Origin of the sequence: Streptomyces sp. NBC_00663 (assembly GCF_036226885.1) — a bacterium.
Taxonomy (GTDB): domain Bacteria; phylum Actinomycetota; class Actinomycetes; order Streptomycetales; family Streptomycetaceae; genus Streptomyces.
Genome location: NZ_CP109027.1, coordinates 5,113,272 through 5,131,440, shown reverse-complemented (window position 1 = coordinate 5,131,440; position 18,169 = coordinate 5,113,272). Strand labels below are relative to the sequence as shown.

At 69.6% G+C, this 18,169-nt stretch carries 18 protein-coding genes and 1 pseudogene; 12 read left to right on the top strand and 7 right to left on the bottom strand.

Going from position 1 to position 18,169, the window contains the following annotated elements:
* Positions 1-5 precede the first annotated feature (5 nt).
* The 5 genes from OG866_RS23475 to OG866_RS23455 all read right to left on the bottom strand — a co-directional run bounded on the left by OG866_RS23475 (position 6) and on the right by OG866_RS23455 (position 5,530).
* Positions 6-713 carry a phosphatase PAP2 family protein gene (locus OG866_RS23475; RefSeq protein ID WP_329337489.1) on the bottom strand — a complete coding sequence of 236 codons (708 nt, stop codon included), beginning with the start codon at positions 711-713 and terminating at the stop codon, positions 6-8.
* A 202-nt stretch (positions 714-915) separates the two neighbouring features.
* Entirely contained in the window at positions 916-1,923 is a 1,008-nt protein-coding gene (locus OG866_RS23470) for a C40 family peptidase (RefSeq protein WP_329337487.1), read from the bottom strand.
* A 48-nt stretch (positions 1,924-1,971) separates the two neighbouring features.
* Positions 1,972-3,732: a serine/threonine-protein kinase gene (locus tag OG866_RS23465; protein ID WP_329337485.1), complete on the bottom strand. Its 1,761-nt coding sequence runs from the start codon at positions 3,730-3,732 to the stop codon at positions 1,972-1,974.
* Between the two features lie 22 nt (positions 3,733-3,754).
* A complete protein-coding gene (locus tag OG866_RS23460; protein WP_329337483.1) occupies positions 3,755-4,459 on the bottom strand; it encodes a trypsin-like serine peptidase in 705 nt (234 codons plus the stop codon).
* 156 nt (positions 4,460-4,615) lie between these two features.
* Complete coding sequence (locus tag OG866_RS23455) at positions 4,616-5,530, bottom strand: oxidoreductase (RefSeq protein ID WP_329337481.1); 915 nt, start codon at positions 5,528-5,530, stop codon at positions 4,616-4,618.
* Between the two features lie 71 nt (positions 5,531-5,601).
* On the opposite strand from OG866_RS23455, the gene OG866_RS23450 reads away from it, so the two are divergent.
* From OG866_RS23450 to OG866_RS23435, 4 genes are all read left to right on the top strand, one after another.
* A complete protein-coding gene (locus OG866_RS23450; protein WP_329337479.1) occupies positions 5,602-6,204 on the top strand; it encodes a TetR/AcrR family transcriptional regulator in 603 nt (200 codons plus the stop codon).
* 264 nt (positions 6,205-6,468) lie between these two features.
* Positions 6,469-7,797, top strand: coding sequence for a S53 family peptidase (locus tag OG866_RS23445; RefSeq protein ID WP_443063554.1), 1,329 nt, complete (start codon positions 6,469-6,471; stop codon positions 7,795-7,797).
* A 350-nt stretch (positions 7,798-8,147) separates the two neighbouring features.
* Positions 8,148-9,431, top strand: coding sequence for a S53 family peptidase (locus OG866_RS23440; RefSeq protein ID WP_329337475.1), 1,284 nt, complete (start codon positions 8,148-8,150; stop codon positions 9,429-9,431).
* Between the two features lie 89 nt (positions 9,432-9,520).
* On the top strand, positions 9,521-9,808 hold the full coding sequence (locus OG866_RS23435; protein WP_329337472.1) for a hypothetical protein: 288 nt from the start codon (positions 9,521-9,523) through the stop codon (positions 9,806-9,808).
* Here OG866_RS23435 and OG866_RS23430 read toward each other — a convergent pair.
* A pseudogene (locus OG866_RS23430) lies at positions 9,805-9,885 on the bottom strand (Uma2 family endonuclease); the annotation flags it as partial. The gene OG866_RS23435 and the pseudogene OG866_RS23430 overlap by 4 nt on opposite strands.
* Between OG866_RS23430 and OG866_RS23425 the strand changes: the two are divergent.
* Entirely contained in the window at positions 9,866-10,114 is a 249-nt protein-coding gene (locus OG866_RS23425) for a hypothetical protein (RefSeq protein ID WP_329344603.1), read from the top strand. The pseudogene OG866_RS23430 and the gene OG866_RS23425 sit on opposite strands and share 20 nt — an antisense overlap.
* The gene (locus tag OG866_RS23420; protein ID WP_329337470.1) at positions 10,111-10,383 is read left to right on the top strand and encodes a Scr1 family TA system antitoxin-like transcriptional regulator; all 273 of its coding nucleotides are present in this window, start codon (positions 10,111-10,113) and stop codon (positions 10,381-10,383) included. The genes OG866_RS23425 and OG866_RS23420 overlap by 4 nt, the downstream gene beginning before the upstream one ends.
* A gap of 33 nt (positions 10,384-10,416) precedes the next feature.
* Here the strand turns inward: OG866_RS23420 and OG866_RS23415 are convergent, their stop codons facing one another.
* The gene (locus OG866_RS23415) at positions 10,417-10,704 is read right to left on the bottom strand and encodes a hypothetical protein (RefSeq protein WP_329337467.1); all 288 of its coding nucleotides are present in this window, start codon (positions 10,702-10,704) and stop codon (positions 10,417-10,419) included.
* Between the two features lie 333 nt (positions 10,705-11,037).
* On the opposite strand from OG866_RS23415, the gene OG866_RS23410 reads away from it, so the two are divergent.
* From OG866_RS23410 to OG866_RS23385, 6 genes are all read left to right on the top strand, one after another.
* A complete protein-coding gene (locus OG866_RS23410) occupies positions 11,038-11,346 on the top strand; it encodes a hypothetical protein (protein WP_003991275.1) in 309 nt (102 codons plus the stop codon).
* Positions 11,347-11,525: 179 nt separating this feature from the next.
* Entirely contained in the window at positions 11,526-12,338 is an 813-nt protein-coding gene (locus tag OG866_RS23405; RefSeq protein ID WP_329337465.1) for a hypothetical protein, read from the top strand.
* Positions 12,328-13,674, top strand: coding sequence for a hypothetical protein (locus OG866_RS23400; protein ID WP_329337464.1), 1,347 nt, complete (start codon positions 12,328-12,330; stop codon positions 13,672-13,674). The genes OG866_RS23405 and OG866_RS23400 overlap by 11 nt, the downstream gene beginning before the upstream one ends.
* A complete protein-coding gene (locus OG866_RS23395) occupies positions 13,671-15,230 on the top strand; it encodes an SCO6880 family protein (protein ID WP_329337462.1) in 1,560 nt (519 codons plus the stop codon). The genes OG866_RS23400 and OG866_RS23395 overlap by 4 nt, the downstream gene beginning before the upstream one ends.
* A gap of 14 nt (positions 15,231-15,244) precedes the next feature.
* Positions 15,245-16,672 (top strand): ATP-binding protein, encoded by a 1,428-nt coding sequence (locus OG866_RS23390; RefSeq protein ID WP_329337460.1) that lies wholly within the window; start codon positions 15,245-15,247, stop codon positions 16,670-16,672.
* Between the two features lie 18 nt (positions 16,673-16,690).
* The gene (locus tag OG866_RS23385; protein WP_329337458.1) at positions 16,691-18,166 is read left to right on the top strand and encodes a TraM recognition domain-containing protein; all 1,476 of its coding nucleotides are present in this window, start codon (positions 16,691-16,693) and stop codon (positions 18,164-18,166) included.
* Positions 18,167-18,169 lie beyond the last annotated feature (3 nt).

Below are 18,169 nucleotides of genomic sequence, written 5' to 3'. Positions count from 1 at the left end.
ACGGCCTAGGCCGCGAGGTCCCGCTCCTCGGCGCCGGAGTCCTTGCGCGCGCCGGGGACGACGGCGCCCTGGCCGCCGTACGCCGGAGCCTTCCTCGACCGGATCAGCCGGCCGGCCCGCGGCGATCGCTCGATCGCCTTCGTCAGGGGGGTGAGCAGGGCCATGGCCAGCGGGGAGAGGAGGAGGGCGACGGCGGTGCCGAGGGCGAGGCCGCCAAGGACGTCGGTCGGGTAGTGGACGCCCATGTAGACCCGGCAGAAGCCTTCGAGCAGGGCGAGCAGGAGGCCGGCGACGCCGAACTTCCGGTTGGCGACGAACAGTCCGACGGCGAGCGCCATGGTGATCGTGGCGTGGTCGCTGACGAAGGAGTAGTCGGTCTTGCCGGAGACCAGGACCTCCAGGCCGTCGTGGTCGACGAAGGGCCGGGGCCGCTCCACGAATCCTCGTATCGGCACGTTGATCAGGACGGCGACGCCCGCGGCCAGCGGCGCCCACAGGAGGGCGGCCACGGACGGTGCGGCGTCCTCGCCGCCGCGCCGGCGCACGGACAGCCAGCACCACAGCACCAGCAGGACGGTGGCGAGCAGGATGCCGTACTCACCCACGAACTCCATGACCCGGTCGAACCAGTGCGGTGCGTCCTTGGCCAGGCCGTTGATGTCGTAGAGCAGCTCGACGTCGGGGTTCGACCCGGATGCGGCGAGTCCAGCCATGGTGCTGCGGCCCCTTCGTCGTCTCTCCCGGCGCGCAGACTCTCGCGCGCCGCTGTCCCACCCCCGTGGTGTGTAGATCGCCTCTACGACAACAGGAACGCACGGTCCCCGTTAATACGTTCCACACTCCACTGAATGATCACGCAGACGTTATCGAAGAGAGACACATCGCAGCAGCTCAGGGGGTAGGTTCACAGCCCGTTCAGACCGTCGTCGGGAGCGCTTTCGCGCCATCTTCGGTGACCCGGGTGGCACCGAAGTAGTCGGGGGTGTCGATCGGGTCGAACCGGATCACAGCACCCGTTCTCGGGGCGTCGATCATGTATCCGCCGCCGACATAAATCCCCACATGCCGGATGGCGCGGGAGTTGGTGAGGTCGTCCGAGAAGAAGACCAGATCGCCCGGCAGCAGCTCGTCCCTGGCCGGATGCGGGCCCGCGTTCCACTGGTCGTTGGCGACCCGCGGCAGCGTGACCCCGACACTCTCGTACGCGGCCTTCGTCAGCCCCGAGCAGTCGAACCGGCCCCCGTCCTGAGCAGTACCGTCACCGCCCCAGAGGTAGGGCGTGCCGAGTTTGTTCTGCGCGTAGGTGATCGCGGCGGCGGCCTGCTCGGACGGGTCGACGCGGGTGACGGGAGCGGCGAAGCTCTCCTCCAGCGTCGTGATCGTCTTCACGTAGTTCTGGGTCTCCTTGTACGGCGGTACGCCCCCGTACTTGATGACCGCGTAGGCGCCCGCGTTGTAGGACGCGAGCATGTTCCTCGTGGCGTCCCCGGGGACGTCCTTCACGTACGAGGCGAGCTTGCAGTCGTAGGAGGCGGCCGATGGAATCGCGTCATTCGGATCCCATACGTCGCGGTCGCCGTCCCCGTCACCGTCGATGCCGTGCGTGGCCCAGGTGCCGGGGATGAACTGCGCTATCCCCTGCGCCGCCGCGCCGCTCTGCGCCTTCGGGTTGAACCCGCTCTCCTGGTACAGCTGGGCGGCGAGCAGGGCCGGGTTGATGGCGGTGCACAGGTTGCCCCACTTCTGGACCAGCCCCGAATAGGCGGCCGGCACGGCCCCCTTGGCCAGCGCCTTGGTCGCGCCCCCGACCCCGTTGGCGAGGTTTCCGGCGGCGACGTAGACACCCACGACGAGCAGCATCACGAAGCTCAGCCCCGCTCCGAGAGCGGCACCCGCCACGATCCACGCCTTACGCACCGTCAACCGCCCCTCGCCGCCCGGGAGTCCACCGGGGAGTCCGCCCGGGTCAGTTTAGGAGCTTCCCCCGTGGAATCCGCCGCAACCGATGGACTTGAAATCCGTCGGGGCGCTGCCGGTGACGTGGTAGAAGACGACGGTCCAGTCACCGGGGTCGTCGGCGACGGGTACGGCGTCGTAGGCCTTGCCGGTCGGCAAGTGCTCCTGGAAGTCGTCGGGGTAGACGAGTTCGACGTCCCCGCCTTCCTTCCAGTGCGTAAAGATGTCCACCGGCCTGCTGGTGGCGCCGATGGTCTTGTTCACGTCCTCCCCGTACGGCCTGCCGGTCTCCGGATCGAAGTCGCGCGGCGACTTCACGCCGACCGAGACGTAGTACGGCGCCGGTTTCGTCTTCTGCATCTCCGCGTACTTGAACCGGAAGGTGATCTTCGCCCGCTTCCCGACGTTCCCGCCGCTCGCGCCGTCCGGGCTGTCCGCGTCGGTGGCGCTGTACTGCAACTCCAGCGGCGTGCTCTGGGCATCGATCACCGTGCAGGCACCTCTGCCCTCGGCGGCCTCGCCGGGGTCGGTCGAGAGCTTCCAGAAGTCGTTGGAGACCTTGTTGTCCACGATGTAGGCGGGCGGCTCGAACGCCGTGGCCGATCCGCTCGCGAACGCCGACGCCGACGCCGTACCCCCGCCCCGGGCCTCCGCCCCACCGTCGCCCTGCCCGCCCTGCCCGTCCTGCATCCGCCACGCCACCACGGACCCGGCGACGAGCACGGCCGCGACGGAGACGGCCACCAACCAGGGTCTACGGCGGGAGCGGTGCGGCGGCTCGGGCGCGGTCGTCGGCGCATGGGTCGGGACGTAGGTCGGGACGTAGCCCGGGCCGACGGTCGGCCGGTGCGCGGGTGCGGCCGGGGCGCCGTGTCCCGGGGGCACCAGGCCCGCCGCCACCGCGGCCCGGAGGTCGGACGGCGCGGCCACGGAGTCGGCGGCCAGGCGGCCGTAGAAGGGATCCTCGGCGAGCGCGGAGGACACCGCACAGCGCGCGATGACGGCGTCCAGCCCCGGCCGCGCCGCCGGCTCCTTGGCGACGCACTCCTGGATCAGCGCGGCAATCCCCGGCTCGGCCCCCGCGACGTCGATGTCCTCGTGCACCACGCGGTACGACACCGCGTGCGCGGGCCCGCTCCCGAAGGGCGGCCGCCCGCTGACGGCGTACGCGAGGGTCGCGCCCAGCGCGAACACGTCCGCCGCCGGGCCGACCTGGTTGCTGATCAGCACCTCGGGGGCGGTGTATCCGGGCGTCCCCGGGGCGAGCCCGGTCCGGGTCAGGGCGGTGTCGGCGGCGCCCCGCGCGATACCGAAGTCGATGAGCTGAGGTCCCTGCGGGGAAAGGAGCACGTTCTGCGGCTTGAGGTCCCGGTGGGTGACGCCGTACGCGTGCACGCCGGCCAGCGCCTCGGCGAGCGCGGCGAAGAGCCGCCGGGCGCTGTCGGCGGGCAGCGGCCCGTGCGTACCGACGGCCGCGCTCAGGGTGGGCCCGGCGACATACTCGGTGGCCAGCCAGTACGGCGCGGTGTCCAGCGAGGCGTCGATGAGATGCGCGGTGTACGCACTGCGCACCGCCCGCACGGTCTCCACCTCCCGCCGGAACCGCGCCAGCGCCTCCGGATGGTCGGTGATCTCGTCCCGGATGACCTTGACGGCGACGAGCCGTCCGCCGGGCGACCGCGCGAGATACACCTGCCCCATGCCACCGGCCCCGAGCCGTGCGAGCAAGGTGTACGCGCCTATGTGCGCGGGGTCCCGTTCCCTCAGTGCGTCCACCGAAGTGACCTTGCCACATCGATCAGTTGGCTGCTCGGCGGTACAACTCCGCGGCCTCGCGCCCCAGCACGACGCTGTACGAGATGTCGTCCGTGACCCCGCCCTCCTCATGCCCGCCCAGCACCCCGACGACCTGGCCGTCCCCGTTCACCCACGGACTGCCGCTCGTCCCGCCGCTGAAGTCGGGGCAGGCGATGCGCTGCTGGGTACGGCTGTGCGCGACCGGCTTGTTGGTACAGCGGACGGGCACCTCACGGGAGTGGGGATATCCGGTGAGGGTCACGGCGGTGGCGCCGGTGGCGGTGCCGGTGGTGAAGCGGTTCCCGCCGACGACGTCCTCGATGGCACGGCCCTGCCGCTCGGCCACCGTCGCGAAGGCCACGTCACTGTCCTCGTCCCACCCGTCGGGGAGAAAACGCCGGGTGACCCGCCATCTCCCGTACGGCGCCCCGCCGTTCCGGTAGCCCGGCACGAACACGAGGTCGTCCTCGTCCCCGTCGAGACAGTGGGCGGCGGTCACGAGGAGATCCCGGTGCGCGCTGTGCACCACGGACGCCGTACAGAAATGCGTACCGCCCGCGAACAACGCCCCGACTCTCACCGTCTCCACACTCGCCTCCGCCACGACGGTGACACCAAGGGGCCCCGGCCCGTCGTCGGCGGCCGCCTCGGAGGCGGAGGTGGCGGCGAGCAGCACGAGTGCGACACAGAGGGACATGTGCTTCATCAGAAACCACTGTGACCGACAAAGGTGAGAGCAGCATCAGGACCGCTCCGGCTCGCCAGGGCCTGTCCGGCGGATCAGGTCGCAGGGAAGTAGCGGCGCCTCATCGACGCCGGCGTGCCGGCCCCCGCGTCTGCGGCATGATCCGCCGGACAGGTCCTAACCCCGTACGGCCGCCTCCAGCGGGAACCGCACGCCCGTCAGCTCCTCCGACACCGTCCACAGCCGCTTCGCCGCCTCGGGATCGCTCGCCGCCGCACTCCGGCCCACCAGGGCGGGCGCGCCGCGCATCTCCTGGAAGCCGTCCGGGCCTACGTAGCTCGCGCCGGGGAGGTCCTGTGTCGCCGCGTACAGCGTCGGCAGCGCGCCCGCCTGGTCGTCCTGGGCCATGAACCGGTTGCCGAGCTTCATGAAGGCCCGGGAGAGGGGGCTGGCCGCGTGGCTCTGGAGGTTGGTGGCGGCGTAACCGGGGTGGGCGGCCGTGGCGCGGACGGCGGAGTCCGACTCCGTCAGCCGGCGCTGGAGTTCCAGCGTGAACAGCAGGTTCGCCAGCTTCGACTGGGCGTAGGCGCGGGTGGGGCTGTAGTTCGCCCGCTGGTTCAGGTCGTCGAAGTCGATCACGCCGCTGCCACCGCGGTGCAGGCCCGAGGAGACGGTGACCACCCGATCGGTGACGTACGGCAGAAGCAGGTTCGTCAGCGCGAAGTGGCCCAGGTGGTTGGTGCCGAACTGCATCTCGAAGCCGTCCCGCGTCTGCTGCTGCGGCAGCATCATCACGCCCGCGTTGTTGATCAGCAGGCTCAGCGGCCGCCCCTCCCAGCCGTCCGCGAACTCACGGACGGACGACAGGTCGGCCAGGTCGAGCCGCCGCACCTCGGTGCTGCCCCGCACGCCCGCCGCCGCGGCCTGCCCCCGCTCCACGTCCCGTACGGCGAACACGACGTGCGCGCCCGCCCCGGCCAGCCCCTCCGCGGTACGGAGCCCGAGGCCGCTGTTGGCTCCGGTGACGACGGCCGTCCGGCCCGTGAGGTCAGGGAGGTCGGTCAGGTTCCATGCGTTCTGCTTCTCAGCCATGGCCTCAATGTAGACGTCGCCAACAATGCTGTCAATGACAACAATGATGACGGCGCCAACATACGGATACGATGATGCCCATGTCCACGAGCCGCCCCTACCACCACGGAGACCTGCGCTCAGCGCTGCTCACCGCCGCCGAACGCACCCTGCGCGACAAGGGCGCCGCCGCGCTGTCACTGCGCGAGCTGGCCCGGGACATCGGCGTCAGCCACGCCGCGCCCGGCCGGCACTTCAAGGACAAGCAGGCCCTGCTCGACGCCCTGGCGCTCGACGGCTACGACCGCCTCCTCCAGGCCCTCACCACCGCCGACGACCCCACGCTCCCGCTCCAGCCCCGCCTCACCGCGCTCACCCTGGCCTATCTGCGGTTCGCCACCGACAACGCCGCGCTGATCGAGCTCATGTACTCCCTCAAGCACGACCCGGACGCCTCCGAGCAGATGGCCGCGGCGGCCGAGCGCACGGTGGGATCCCTGGCGGCGATCGTCGCGGCGGCCCAGAAGCGCGGCGAGATCATCGAGGGCGACCCGGCCGTGCTCACCCTCACCGTGGGCGCCGCGCTGCACGGCATCGCGACCTTCGCGGCCAACGGCCACACCGACGCCCAGGCGGCCGTCGACGCCGTCGACACCCTCGTACACCTGCTGCTGCACGGCCTGCTGCCTCGATAGCCCACTTGTGAGTCGGCTGTGCCCACAGTCAAGGCACAGCCAACTCAAGGCCATCGGGCCGCCATTGATCAGTAAGCCCCCACACCCCTAAGTCATGCGGAAGTCAGGATTCCGCAACCCGTCTTGTTGTCACGTACTCAACAAGGGGATGGTCTACGCGGGTCGCCGCCCCCACCGGGAACCTCACCGGTGGTCCCCCCACCGCAGGCCTCTGCAACCCCACTTACAGGAGGCTGTACGTTGCGTACGCCCAACACCCCCCACATGTCCGGCAGATGGCGCAAGGCCGGCTCCGCCGCCGCGGCCACCACCGCTCTCCTGCTCGCCGGCCTCGGCACCGCCGCCCAGGCCCACGCGGACACCACCCCCCACAAGGTGAGCCCCTCGGCCATCGCGGCCCAGGTCGCCAAGGCCCATGTCCAGTACGAGAGTTCCTGCGCCGCGACCCCCAAGAAGGGCTACGCCGCCTGCAACGCGCTCCGCGTCACCGCGGGCACCACCGCGTTCATGGAGAAGCAGGCCGCGCTGAAGGGCGTGACCCCCAAGTCCCTCAAGCCGAACGCCACTTCCGCCACTCCCACCGGCTACGGCCCGAGCGACCTCCAGAAGGCCTACGGCCTGACGTCCGCCGCCGCCTCGAACGGCTCGGGCGAGACCATCGCGATCGTCGACGCGTACGACGACCCCAACGCCGAGGCGGACCTGGCCACTTATCGCTCGTACTACGGCCTCTCCGCCTGCACGACGGCCAACGGCTGCTTCAAGAAGGTCAGCCAGACCGGCTCCACGACCTCCCTGCCCACCGCCGACAGCGGCTGGGCGGGCGAGATCTCCCTCGACCTCGACATGGTGTCGGCGATCGCCCCGAACGCCAAGATCCTCCTCGTCGAGGCGAGTTCGTCGAGCATGGCCAACCTGGGCACGGCGGTGAACGAGGCCGTCAAGCTCGGCGCGAAGTTCGTCTCCAACTCCTACGGCGGCAGCGAATCGTCGAGCGACACCTCGTACGACTCCTCCTACTTCAACCACCCCGGCGTCGCCATCACCGTCTCCGCCGGCGACGAGGGCTACGGCGCCGAGTACCCGGCCGCCTCGAAGTACGTGACGGCGGTCGGCGGCACGAAGCTCTCCACCTCCTCCACCAGCCGCGGCTGGACGGAGTCCGTCTGGAACACCAGCAGCACCGAGGGAACGGGCTCCGGCTGCTCCTCGTACGACGCGAAGCCGACCTGGCAGACCGACACCAGCTGCACCAAGCGCATGATCGCCGACGTCTCGGCCGTCGCCGACCCCGCCACGGGCGTCTCGGTCTACGACTCCTACGGCTCCGACGGCACCGGCTGGAACACCTACGGCGGCACCAGCGCCTCGGCCCCCATCATCGCGTCGGTGTACGCCCTCGCCGGCACCCCCGGCACCAGCGACTACCCCGCCTCCTACCCCTACGCGGCGGCAGGCACCTCGGCCCTCAACGACGTGACATCCGGCACCAACGGCACCTGCACCACCAGCTACTACTGCACCGCCAAGTCGGGCTACGACGGCCCGACCGGCCTGGGCACCCCGGAGGGCCTGGCCGCCTTCACCGGCTGAGCCCCCGTCAACCTCCCGGTCGGGTCACCGGGAAGCCGTCGGCAGAGGGGGACGTGGGGTCCCCTCGACGGCATGGATGAGAGAACGGGCCGTGGCATCCAGCCGCGGCCCGTTCGCCGTACACCTGTGAATCAGGTCAAGCGACCGCCGTACACAGTCCATCGAGCGGCCATCGGGAAGTAAGCCCCCGCCCCCGTTCGGTATGGCGGAAGTCAGGATTCCACCACCCGCCTTGTTGTCGCGTACTCAACAAGAGACCGTCGTTCCGGGCCGCCGCCCGCCGCCGGGACACCGCACCGGCGGTACGCACCCGCACTGCTCCTGTTCCACCACCTTCAGGAGGCTGCACGATGCGCACGACCCCCACCGACATACGTCTCAGATGGCGCCGGATCGGCACCGCGGCCGCCGCGGCGGCCCTGATGTTCGCCGGCCTCGGCACCGCGGCCGTCCACGCGAACGCGGCCGTCCCCTCCAAGGTCACCTGGGCCGCGACTCCTTGCTCGACCCCCAAGAAGACGGGTGAGCTGGCCTGTGACTCCCTCCGCGTCACGGGCGGCACCACGGCGTTCCAGCGGGCGAACGGCGTGACCCCGAAGGCCGCCGACGCCACCACCCCCTCCGGCTACGGCCCCACCGACCTCCAGAGCGCCTACGGCCTGACCTCCGCGGCGGCTTCCAACGGCTCCGGCGAGACGATCGCCATCGTCGACGCCTACAACGACCCGAACGCGGAGGCGGACCTGGCCACCTACCGCTCGTACTACGGCCTGTCGGCCTGCACGACGGCCAACGGCTGCTTCAAGAAGGTCAGCCAGACCGGCTCCACGACCTCCCTCCCCTCCAGCGACACCGGCTGGTCCGAGGAGATCTCCCTCGACCTCGACATGGCTTCGGCCATCTGCCCGAAGTGCAGCATCCTCCTGGTGGAGGCCAAGTCGGCCACGATGGCCAACCTGGGCACGGCGGTGAACGAGGCCGTCAAGCTCGGCGCGAAGTACGTCTCCAACTCCTACGGCGGCAGCGAATCGTCGAGCGACACCTCGTACGACTCCTCCTACTTCAACCACCCGGGCGTCGCCATCACGGTCAGTGCCGGCGACAGCGGCTACGGCGCCGAGTACCCGGCCGCCTCGAAGTACGTGACGTCGGTGGGCGGCACGGCCCTGTCGAAGGCGGCCTCGACCACCCGCGGCTGGACGGAAACGGTCTGGAAGACCAGCAGCACGGAGGGAACGGGCTCGGGCTGCTCCTCGTACGACACCAAACCCTCCTGGCAGACCGACACGAGCTGCACCAAGCGCATGATCGCCGACGTCTCGGCGGTGGCCGACCCGGCGACAGGCGTCTCGGTCTACGACTCCTACGGCATCACGGCGGGCTGGTACACCTTCGGCGGCACCAGCGCCTCGGCCCCCATCATCGCGGGCGTCTACGCCCTGGCCGGCACCCCCGGCACCACCGACTACCCGGCCTCCTACCCCTACGCGTCAGCGGGCACCTCAGCCCTCAACGACGTGACGTCCGGCAACAACGGCACCTGCACCACGAGCTACTACTGCACCGCCAGGTCGGGCTACGACGGCCCGACCGGCTGGGGAACTCCTGAGGGCCTGGCCGCCTTCACCGGCTGAGCGGCACTGATACTGAGGGAACGGGCCGTGGCGACGCGCCGCGGCCCGTTCGTTCGTTCGTCATGGCCGATACCCACGGGGGAACTCACATGAAGCGCACACTCGCAGCCCTTGCCACCGTCGCCGTCCTCAGCGCACCACTGCTGACAGCCTGCGGCAGCGACTCAAAGCCCGTCACCGGCACGGTCATCGGCAAGGACACGGACAACGAGTGCAAGACGAAGAAGAGGAACGGCAAAAAGACCCGCAGCTGCCACACCGAATACGAACTGACGGTCCGCACGAAGAGCGGGGACGAGGAAGAGGTGGACGTCAGCAGCAGCGCGTACAACTCCTGCACCGAGGGAGCGACCTACCCCAAGTGCACGACGCGCTAGCGCTTAGGGCCTGTGATCGCCTCCCCGATCACGAAACCCTTCGCGGGCCCTTCGGGAATGGTGACCTCGGTGCCGTATCTGGCCTGCCATGACGACTGCGGGGACAACGCGCTCGTCGAGGCACTCAGCGACATGGCGGCCGATCGGACGCGCGGCTGGTGGGAGGAGTACCGCGAGATCCTGCCGACCGTCCTGCTGGACATGGCCCAGGTCGAGCACCACGCCACCCGGTTGCGGACCGCCCTCACCGTCCACGTCCCGGGCCAAGCCGTTCTCTACCGGGACTCACCGACCCACAGCAGGTGATCACCCATGAGGCCGCCCTGCGCATGCGGTTCGGAGGCCCCGACGTCACCCGCGCCCAGCTGAAGTACCTGCTGGACACGGCGGCACGCGACGACATCGCGATCCAGGTCATCCCCTTCGCCGCGGGCACCTTTGCCGGATCCGGCCAGGCCATCTACTACGCCTACGGCGCTGTGCCTCAGCTCGACACCGTAAGCCTCGACCAGTCCCACGGCCCGGACGCTTACGGACTTCGTTGCGTCACCCGCTTCAGCATCAACCGCGTCTGATCGGCCGATGGCGGACGCCGGAGTCGAGGGCGGTCAGGGTGACGCCGATGAAGGCTCCCTGGTCGCGTCTCTCACCGCGTCGTGCCGCTCCGCGGCGACTCGGAGGAGGATCTCGCGGAGCGCCTCGCGGGCCCGCCCCGGCAGGAAGCCGTGCGCGGCGCCGACGACGGCCTTGGAGTCGTACTGCCTGCCCTCATGGGACAGCAGGTACCGACGGGCTCGCCGAAAGCCGTACCGCTGAAGGAAGAGATCACGTCCCAGCCGATCGCACTCCTCGATCGCCTTCTCCACCTCGGAGCGGGTTATGTCACTCAGCGCCATGACGGGAACAGTAGGGGGAACGGCACCCGTTCGTCGTGCTCCGCCCCCCGGAGATAGCCTTCACCCGCAGAACATGGGTGCCACAAGCGCACCAGCTCGTAAGAGGGGCTAACGACGGAACCACACGACAGGTTCCGCTCAGGCCTCATTGCCCGGCGTGACCTGCCGTGATACACAGAGTAACCGGACAAGTACCAGACAAGCATTCGTACGAAACCCGCCAATCAATGACGCCAAGTCGACATACGGCGGCGGATTTGTCGGCGACAATGAGGCCTGACCTCTGCGCACCCGCAGGGGAAGCGGAACTACCCACCAGGGGCGGTGACTTACATGCTCTTTGCGGCCGACAAGGGAGACATCAACACCATCATCGGCGGGATCGCTCCGGACTGGGGCCCCTTCGGCAGCCTGGGCAACGAGGCGAAGGTGATGATCGAGGTCGTGATGGCGGTGGCCATCCTGCTCTGCCTCGGCATCGCCATCTGGGGCGCCGCGAAGCAGCGCATCGGTGCGACCGCGCTCCGCGACACCTTCAGCGCCGAACAGGGCAAGGGCCTCATCATCGCCGGCCTCACCGGAGTCTTCATCATCGGCTCACTCGGCACGCTGTTCACCATCGTGTACGGCATGGCCGTGTAGCCACTCCGGGCACGCCCGGCCCCTTCACCTCGTCCCCAACACCACCCGCCCGTCGTGCCCACCGGCTGAGGTTGCGTTTCCCTGATGTCCAGTCACCACACCGCGCCCGCGCGGGAACCAGCACGGCTACCGTCGTATGCCTACGAGTTTCCGCACGACGTCGAGGGGGCGTACGCGGCATGAGTCTCGGGGACGAACGCGAGACCTCCGGCGGTTACGGGGGCACGGGCCAGACCCGCACGCGGCTGCCGGAGGGCGGTGGCGGTGACCTGTACGGCGGGACGCGGAGAGGCGGCCGCTCGTCGTCCCGAAGCCTCGTCACGGTCGTCGGCGTGGTGGTGGTCCTCATCGCCGCGATCGCCTTCGCGAACCGCGGAGGAGACGACTCCCCCACGGAGTCCGGGACCGCCGACAAGCCGGCGACCTCGCCTACGGCGGCGAGCGGGACGACACCGGTGAAGTCGGGGTTCGCGCGGGATGAGCAGGGGGCGCAGAGTGCGGCGGCGAATTATGCGGTGTCGCTGGGCTCGGCCGAGATGTTCAACAAGACCCAGCGTGACGCCATCCTGAAGGCCATCATCACGCCCTCCCGGGTCGCACAGTTCGAAGCGACCTTGGACAAGGCATACACACCCCAGTTCAACAAGAACGTCGGACTCAACGACGACGGCTCCACACCCCAGGGCTACACCTTCGTATCCCGTACGAGTCCGATCGGCACCAAGGCCACGCAGGCATCCGCCGACAACGCGACCGTCGAGGTCTGGTGCAGTGGCCTCCTCGGCCTGGCAGGCGAGAACTCCACCAACCCGGTCACCAGCACCTGGTTCACCATCACCATGCAACTCCAGTGGACCGGTGGTGACTGGAAGATCGTGACGCACTCCCAGAAGGACGGCCCCTCGCCGGTCCCCGGCGACGACAGGGCCTCCAGCGCCGACGAGATGGCGAAGGCCGTCGAAGAGTACGGAGGGTTCACCTATGCCCGGTAGCCGACGCGTACTCAGGCTCGCTGCTGTCATCACGGCCGTGCAGACCACAGCCGTTCTCATGACCACGCGTGCATTCGCCGCACCCACGCCTTCGCCCACGCCGTCACCCTCAGGCAGCAACAACCCCTGTGACCTGATCCACGGCCCCGCCAAGGACTACTGCGAAAAAGGCCAGGGCACCGGCTCCGGCGGATCCACCACCCTCGACCCCACCTCCTCCCTCGACCCCCTCTCCTCCCTCGCCAAGGGCTGTGCCGACGCCGCCTCCTGGACCGTCGACAAGCTCAGCGAGGCCGTGAAGGACACCGCGAACGTCGACTTCACGAACCCCAAGTTCCTCCAGCAGTACGCGGTCGTCTTCGCGGCGTCCACGGTCCTGACCCTGCTGCTGTGGCTGCTCGCCGTCGCCAAGCGCGCGGTGCGAGGCGTCCCCCTCACCACCGCCATCAGCGAAGCGATCGGGTTCCTCTGGCTCACCGTCCTGGCCTCGGCCTTCACCCCGCTGATCCTGTACACCGTCGTATCGGCGACCGACGGCATCACCGAGGTCCTCGCGAAGTCGACCGGCGACCAGACGGACACGTTCTTCGGCACCTTCTCCGGCGCCCTCAACAAGGGCGAGGACATCGGCGGCGGCCCGATCATGCTGATCGTCGTCTCACTCGTCAGCATCCTCGCCGCCGGCGTCCTGTGGCTGGAGCTCGTCATCAGAGCCGCCCTGCTCTACGTCGGCGCACTCCTCGGCACCGTCGTCTACGCCGGCCTCGTCGACAAGAACCTCTGGGGCCACGTCCGCCGCTGGGCCGGCATCATGATCGCCGTCATTCTCGTCAAACCGGTGATCGTCATCGTCCTCGGCCTGGCCGGCGCGCTGTCCACCGACAACGGCCCCGACGCGTTCTCCGCCGTCGTCTCCGGCCTCGCCATCATCCTGCTCGCCATCTTCGCGTCGGCGATGATCTACCGCTTCGTCCCCGGCTTCGGCGACGAGATCGCCGGCTCCCGCAACAACCGCATCATGCAGGGCGCGGAAGGGAAGGCCGCGGCCGTCATCAGCAGCCCCGCCACCCTCGTCGCCCAGGGCATCAAGACCCACAGCACCCGAGCCGACAACAACGGCGGCGGCCAGTCCTCCGGCGGCGGTGCCCGCCCCTCCAACCCGGCCTCCGGCGGCGTCGCCGCCCACAGCACGCGCGGCTCGAACGGCGGCGTCGGTGGCGGCGGATCTGTCCCCTCCGCCGCCCCCTCGCCCCGCTCGGGCAGCCCGGTGAACACACCCCATGCCAGCAACACCCGCAACAGCAGTAACAACCGCTCGGGAGGTGAAGGGCGTTGACGACCGAGTCCCACGTGTCCCATCCGGTCACGCCCCGCCGTACATATCTGATCGGCCGCGCCCGGCCGAACGCGATCGTCGGCAGAAATCGTGAGACCGGCGAGATCGCGCTCATCATCGGCGGCGCGTTCCTCGGCATGATGTGCGGGCTCATCGTCCCGGTGCTGTCCCTGCGCATCGTGCTGCTCATGGGCTTCCCGCTGCTCGCACTGGCGGCGGTCTACGTGCCGTACAAGCACCGCACGTTCTACAAGTGGTTCGAGATCAACCGCAGTTACAAGCGGACCCTCAAGCAGGGGACCGTGTACCGCTCGGGTGTCATGGAGGCCGGCATCCGCACCGACGGCCGTGAGGTCGAGATCGGCCCGCCCCCCGGCATCGGCCGCATCAACTGGCTCGCCGCCCCCTTCGGCCCCGACGAGATCGCCGTACTCCTGCACGCCGACCGCAGGACGGTGACGGCCGCCATCGAGATCGAGGGGCCCGGCGTCGGTCTGCGCGACTCCGAGGACCAGGAGGCGCTGGTAGACCGCTTCGGCACGCTCCTCAAGCACGTGGCCAACGGCGACGGCTTCGTCACCCGCCTCCAGATGCTCGCCCGCACCCTCCCCGCCGACCCGGACGCCCACGCCAAGGACGTGGCCGTCCGCGGCGACGAGAAGGCACCGGGATGGCTCATGCAGTCGTACGACCAGTTGCAGTCCATGGTCTCCACCAGCAGCGAGCAGCACCGCGCGTACCTGGTCGCCTGTATGCACTACACCCGCGAACTCTCCGCCGAGGCCCACGCGATGGCCCGTGCCGCGCGCCCCCAGTCGGGCCGCAAGCTGGACCGCGACGCGGGCCTGGCGGTGGTCATGGCGCGCGAGCTGACGGACATCTGCTCCCGCCTCCAGGAGGCGGACATCAGGGTCCGCCAGCCCCTCGGCCAGGGCCGGCTCGCCTCGCTCATCCACTCCATGTACGACCCGGACCACCCCATCGACCACATCCAGGCGATGACCAGGCGCAACGCCTGGCCGGCCGAACTCGACGCCATGGAACCGACGTTCCTCCAGGCGAAGACCCGCGAGTCCTCCACCCGCGCGCCCTGGTGCCACGCCACGGCCTGGGTGAAGGAGTGGCCGATGACCCCGGTGGGCGTGAACTTCCTGGCGCCCCTCCTGGTCCACACCCCGGACGTCATCCGCACGGTCGCCGTGACGATGGACCTCGAACCCACCGAGGTCGCCATCGAGCGGATGCTGACGGAGAAGACGAACGACGAGGCGGAGGCCAGCCGCGCCGCCAAGATGAACCGGACCGTCGACCCCCGCGACGTCGCCTCCCACAACCGTCTCGACCAGCGCGGCGAAGACCTCGCGAGCGGCGCGGCCGGCGTCAACCTGGTCGGCTACATCACCGTCTCCTCCCGCAACCCCGAGGCGCTGGCCCGCGACAAACGGACCATCCGGGCCTCGGCCGGAAAGTCGTACCTGAAGCTGGAGTGGTGTGACCGCGAACATCACCGCGCCTTCGTGAACACACTCCCGTTCGCCACCGGAATCCGAAGGTAGGGGCTGAGTCGCCGATGCGGGATCCGCTGTCCGTCCTGACCGACGCCTTCACGTCCTTCCTCTTCGGCAAGGTCGAGACCACCCGCCTGCCCGTCCGCACCTCCACGGGCCAGGCCCAAGCGGTCTATCTGCCCACGGCGGCCCCCGGGTTGGGCGACTCGGGCGTGATCATCGGCCGCGAGGTCTACTCCGGCAAGGGCTACATCTACGACCCCTTCCAGCTCTACGGCCAACAGCTCCCGGCACCCCACTGGCTGGTGCTCGGCGAGTCCGGCAACGGCAAGTCGGCGCTGGAGAAGACGTATGTCCTACGGCAGTTGCGCTTCCGCGACCGACAGGTCGTCGTCCTCGACGCCCAGGGTGAGGACGGCGTCGGTGAATGGAACCTCATCGCGCAGGAGTTGGGCATAACCCCCATCCGCCTGGACCCGATGGCCGCCCTGGACATGGGGATCCGCCTCAACCCCCTCGACCCCGCGATCACGACGACGGGCCAGCTCGCGCTGCTCCGCACCATCATCGAGGTCGCCCTGGGCCACGGCTTGGACGAGCGCTCCGGCTTCGCCCTGAAGGTCGCGCACGCCTACGTCAACGAGACCATCGTCGAACGCCAGCCGATCCTCACGGACATCGTGGAGCAACTACGGCACCCCGAGCCGGAGTCGGCCGAGGCGATGAACGTCGACATAGAGGATGTGCGGGCCTGGGGCCTGGACGTCGCCCTGGTCCTGGACCGACTGGTCGACGGTGACCTGCGCGGCATGTTCGACGGCCCGACGACGGTCGGCATCGACCTGGATGCCCCGCTGATCGTCTTCGACCTGTCCCACATCGACCGCAACTCCATCGCCATGCCCATCCTCATGGCGATCGTCGGCGTGTGGCTGGAGCACACCTGGATCCGCCCCGACCGGAAGAAGCGCATCTTCCTGGTCGAGGAGGCCTGGCACATCATCAACAGCCCCTTCGTGGCCCAGCTCTTCCAGCGGCTGCTGAAGTTCGGCCGACGGCTGGGCCTGTCGTTCGTGGCGGTGGTCCACCATCTGTCCGACGTCGTGGACGGAGCGGCGGCCAAGGAGGCCGCGGCGATCCTGAAGATGGCGTCGACCAGGACGATCTACGCCCAGAAGGCGGACGAGGCGAGGTCAACGGGACGGGTGCTGGGCCTCCCCCGCTGGGCGGTGGAGATCATCCCGTCCCTGACACCGGGCATCGCGGTGTGGGACGTCAACGGCAACGTCCAGGTGGTCAAACACCTGATCACCGAGACGGAACGCCCGCTCGTCTTCACCGACCGCGCGATGACCGAGTCCTCCGCCGACCGCGAACTCACCGACGACGCCCTGCGCGCGGCCGAGTTGGAGGCGGAGGAGCGGGCGGCGGCCTTCATGGAACAGCACATGGAACAGCACATGGGCGACTCCGAGTCGACGGTGGCATAGGCAGGGAGGCGGGCAGTGGTGAGACCGGACGACCGCCGTCGGCAGCAAGGCCAGGGGAGTCGAGGAGGCCAGGGAGGCCAGGGAGGCATCCCTGACGGGCTGTTGGTCGGCATACTCGCCTTCCTCATCGGCATGACCCTGCTCGTCTGGTCGGCCACCGGCCTCGCCGGCCTGTTCGCCCACGGCGGCTGGCCGGACGGCGTCACGTTCACCCGTACGCCCCTGGCCATGCGCCAGTTGATCGGCCGCCCCCATGACATGCCGGGCGCGTGGCCCGAGACCCCGGCGGCCCAGCTCTCCGGGTACGGGTTGTTCTGGGGCCTGCTCATCGGGCAGTTGATGGTGCTGGTCGTCCTCACCGTGTTCGTACTGGGGACGGTCGCCCGCTGGAAGGCGGTACGACGAGCGCGGAGGACGGAGCCTCAGATGGCGCCGCGAACCGTGGCCGTGGAGCAGCCGCCGACGGCTCCCGAGCCCGCCGTCGAGAGGGTCACGCACCACGAGGTGCCGACACCGAGGACGGAGCCGGTCCCGGAGCCCGCTCCCGCGCCGGTCGCCGTGCCCGCGCGGGTGGAGAAGGTACTGGTCGCCCCCAGGGAAACCCGCCACCTCACGGCGATCCAGGCGGTACGCGACGCGGAGGGCCCGACCCTCGTCGTCACCTCGAACCCCGCGGTCTGGTCGGACACCAAGGACGCCCGCGCCAAACTGGGCCCCGTCCACCTCTACGACCCCGCCCACCTCTGCGACACCCCGGCCCGCCTCCACTGGTCCCCCACGGCAGGCTGCGAGGACAGAGAGACGGCGAAGGCGAGAGCCGCGGCGCTCCTCACCCCGGTCCGCCCGACCGCCCGCCTCGACCAGGCGGTCAGCGACACCGCGGAAACGCTCCTTCGCAGCTATCTGCACGCCGCCGCCATAGACGGCCGCACCATCCGCCACGTCCACCGCTGGTCCCAGGGCACCCAGATCCAGGACGCGGTCCGCATCCTCCGTACGAATCCGAAGGCGGCCCCCGGCGCGGCGGGCGAACTGGAAGCCACCCTCACCGCCCACCCGGAACGCCGGGACATCGCCCAGGAGTTGACCGGCCGAGCCCTCTCCGCGCTCTTCACGGTCAACATCCGCGAGGCCTGCACTCCAAACCGAACTGATGCCCTCGCCTTGGATTCCTTCGTCGACGAAGGGGGCACGCTTTTCGTAGTGGGGGAGTCCATCGAGGACCCCAGGACCAACCCGGGCGCGATGCCCCTCCTGACGGCCCTCGTCTCCAGCGTGGTCGAGCGTGGCCGGCGCATGGCCGAACGGTCATCCTCCGGTCGCCTCGACCCACCACTGACCCTCGTCCTGGACGACGTCGCCGCCGTGGCCCCGCTTCCCCAACTCCCGGAGCTCCTGGCCACCGGAGCGGACCGCGGCCTGCCGACCCTGGCCCTGCTCCGCTCCCGGGAACAGGCAAGATCCCGCTGGCCGCACGACGAACTACCGGTCTGAACC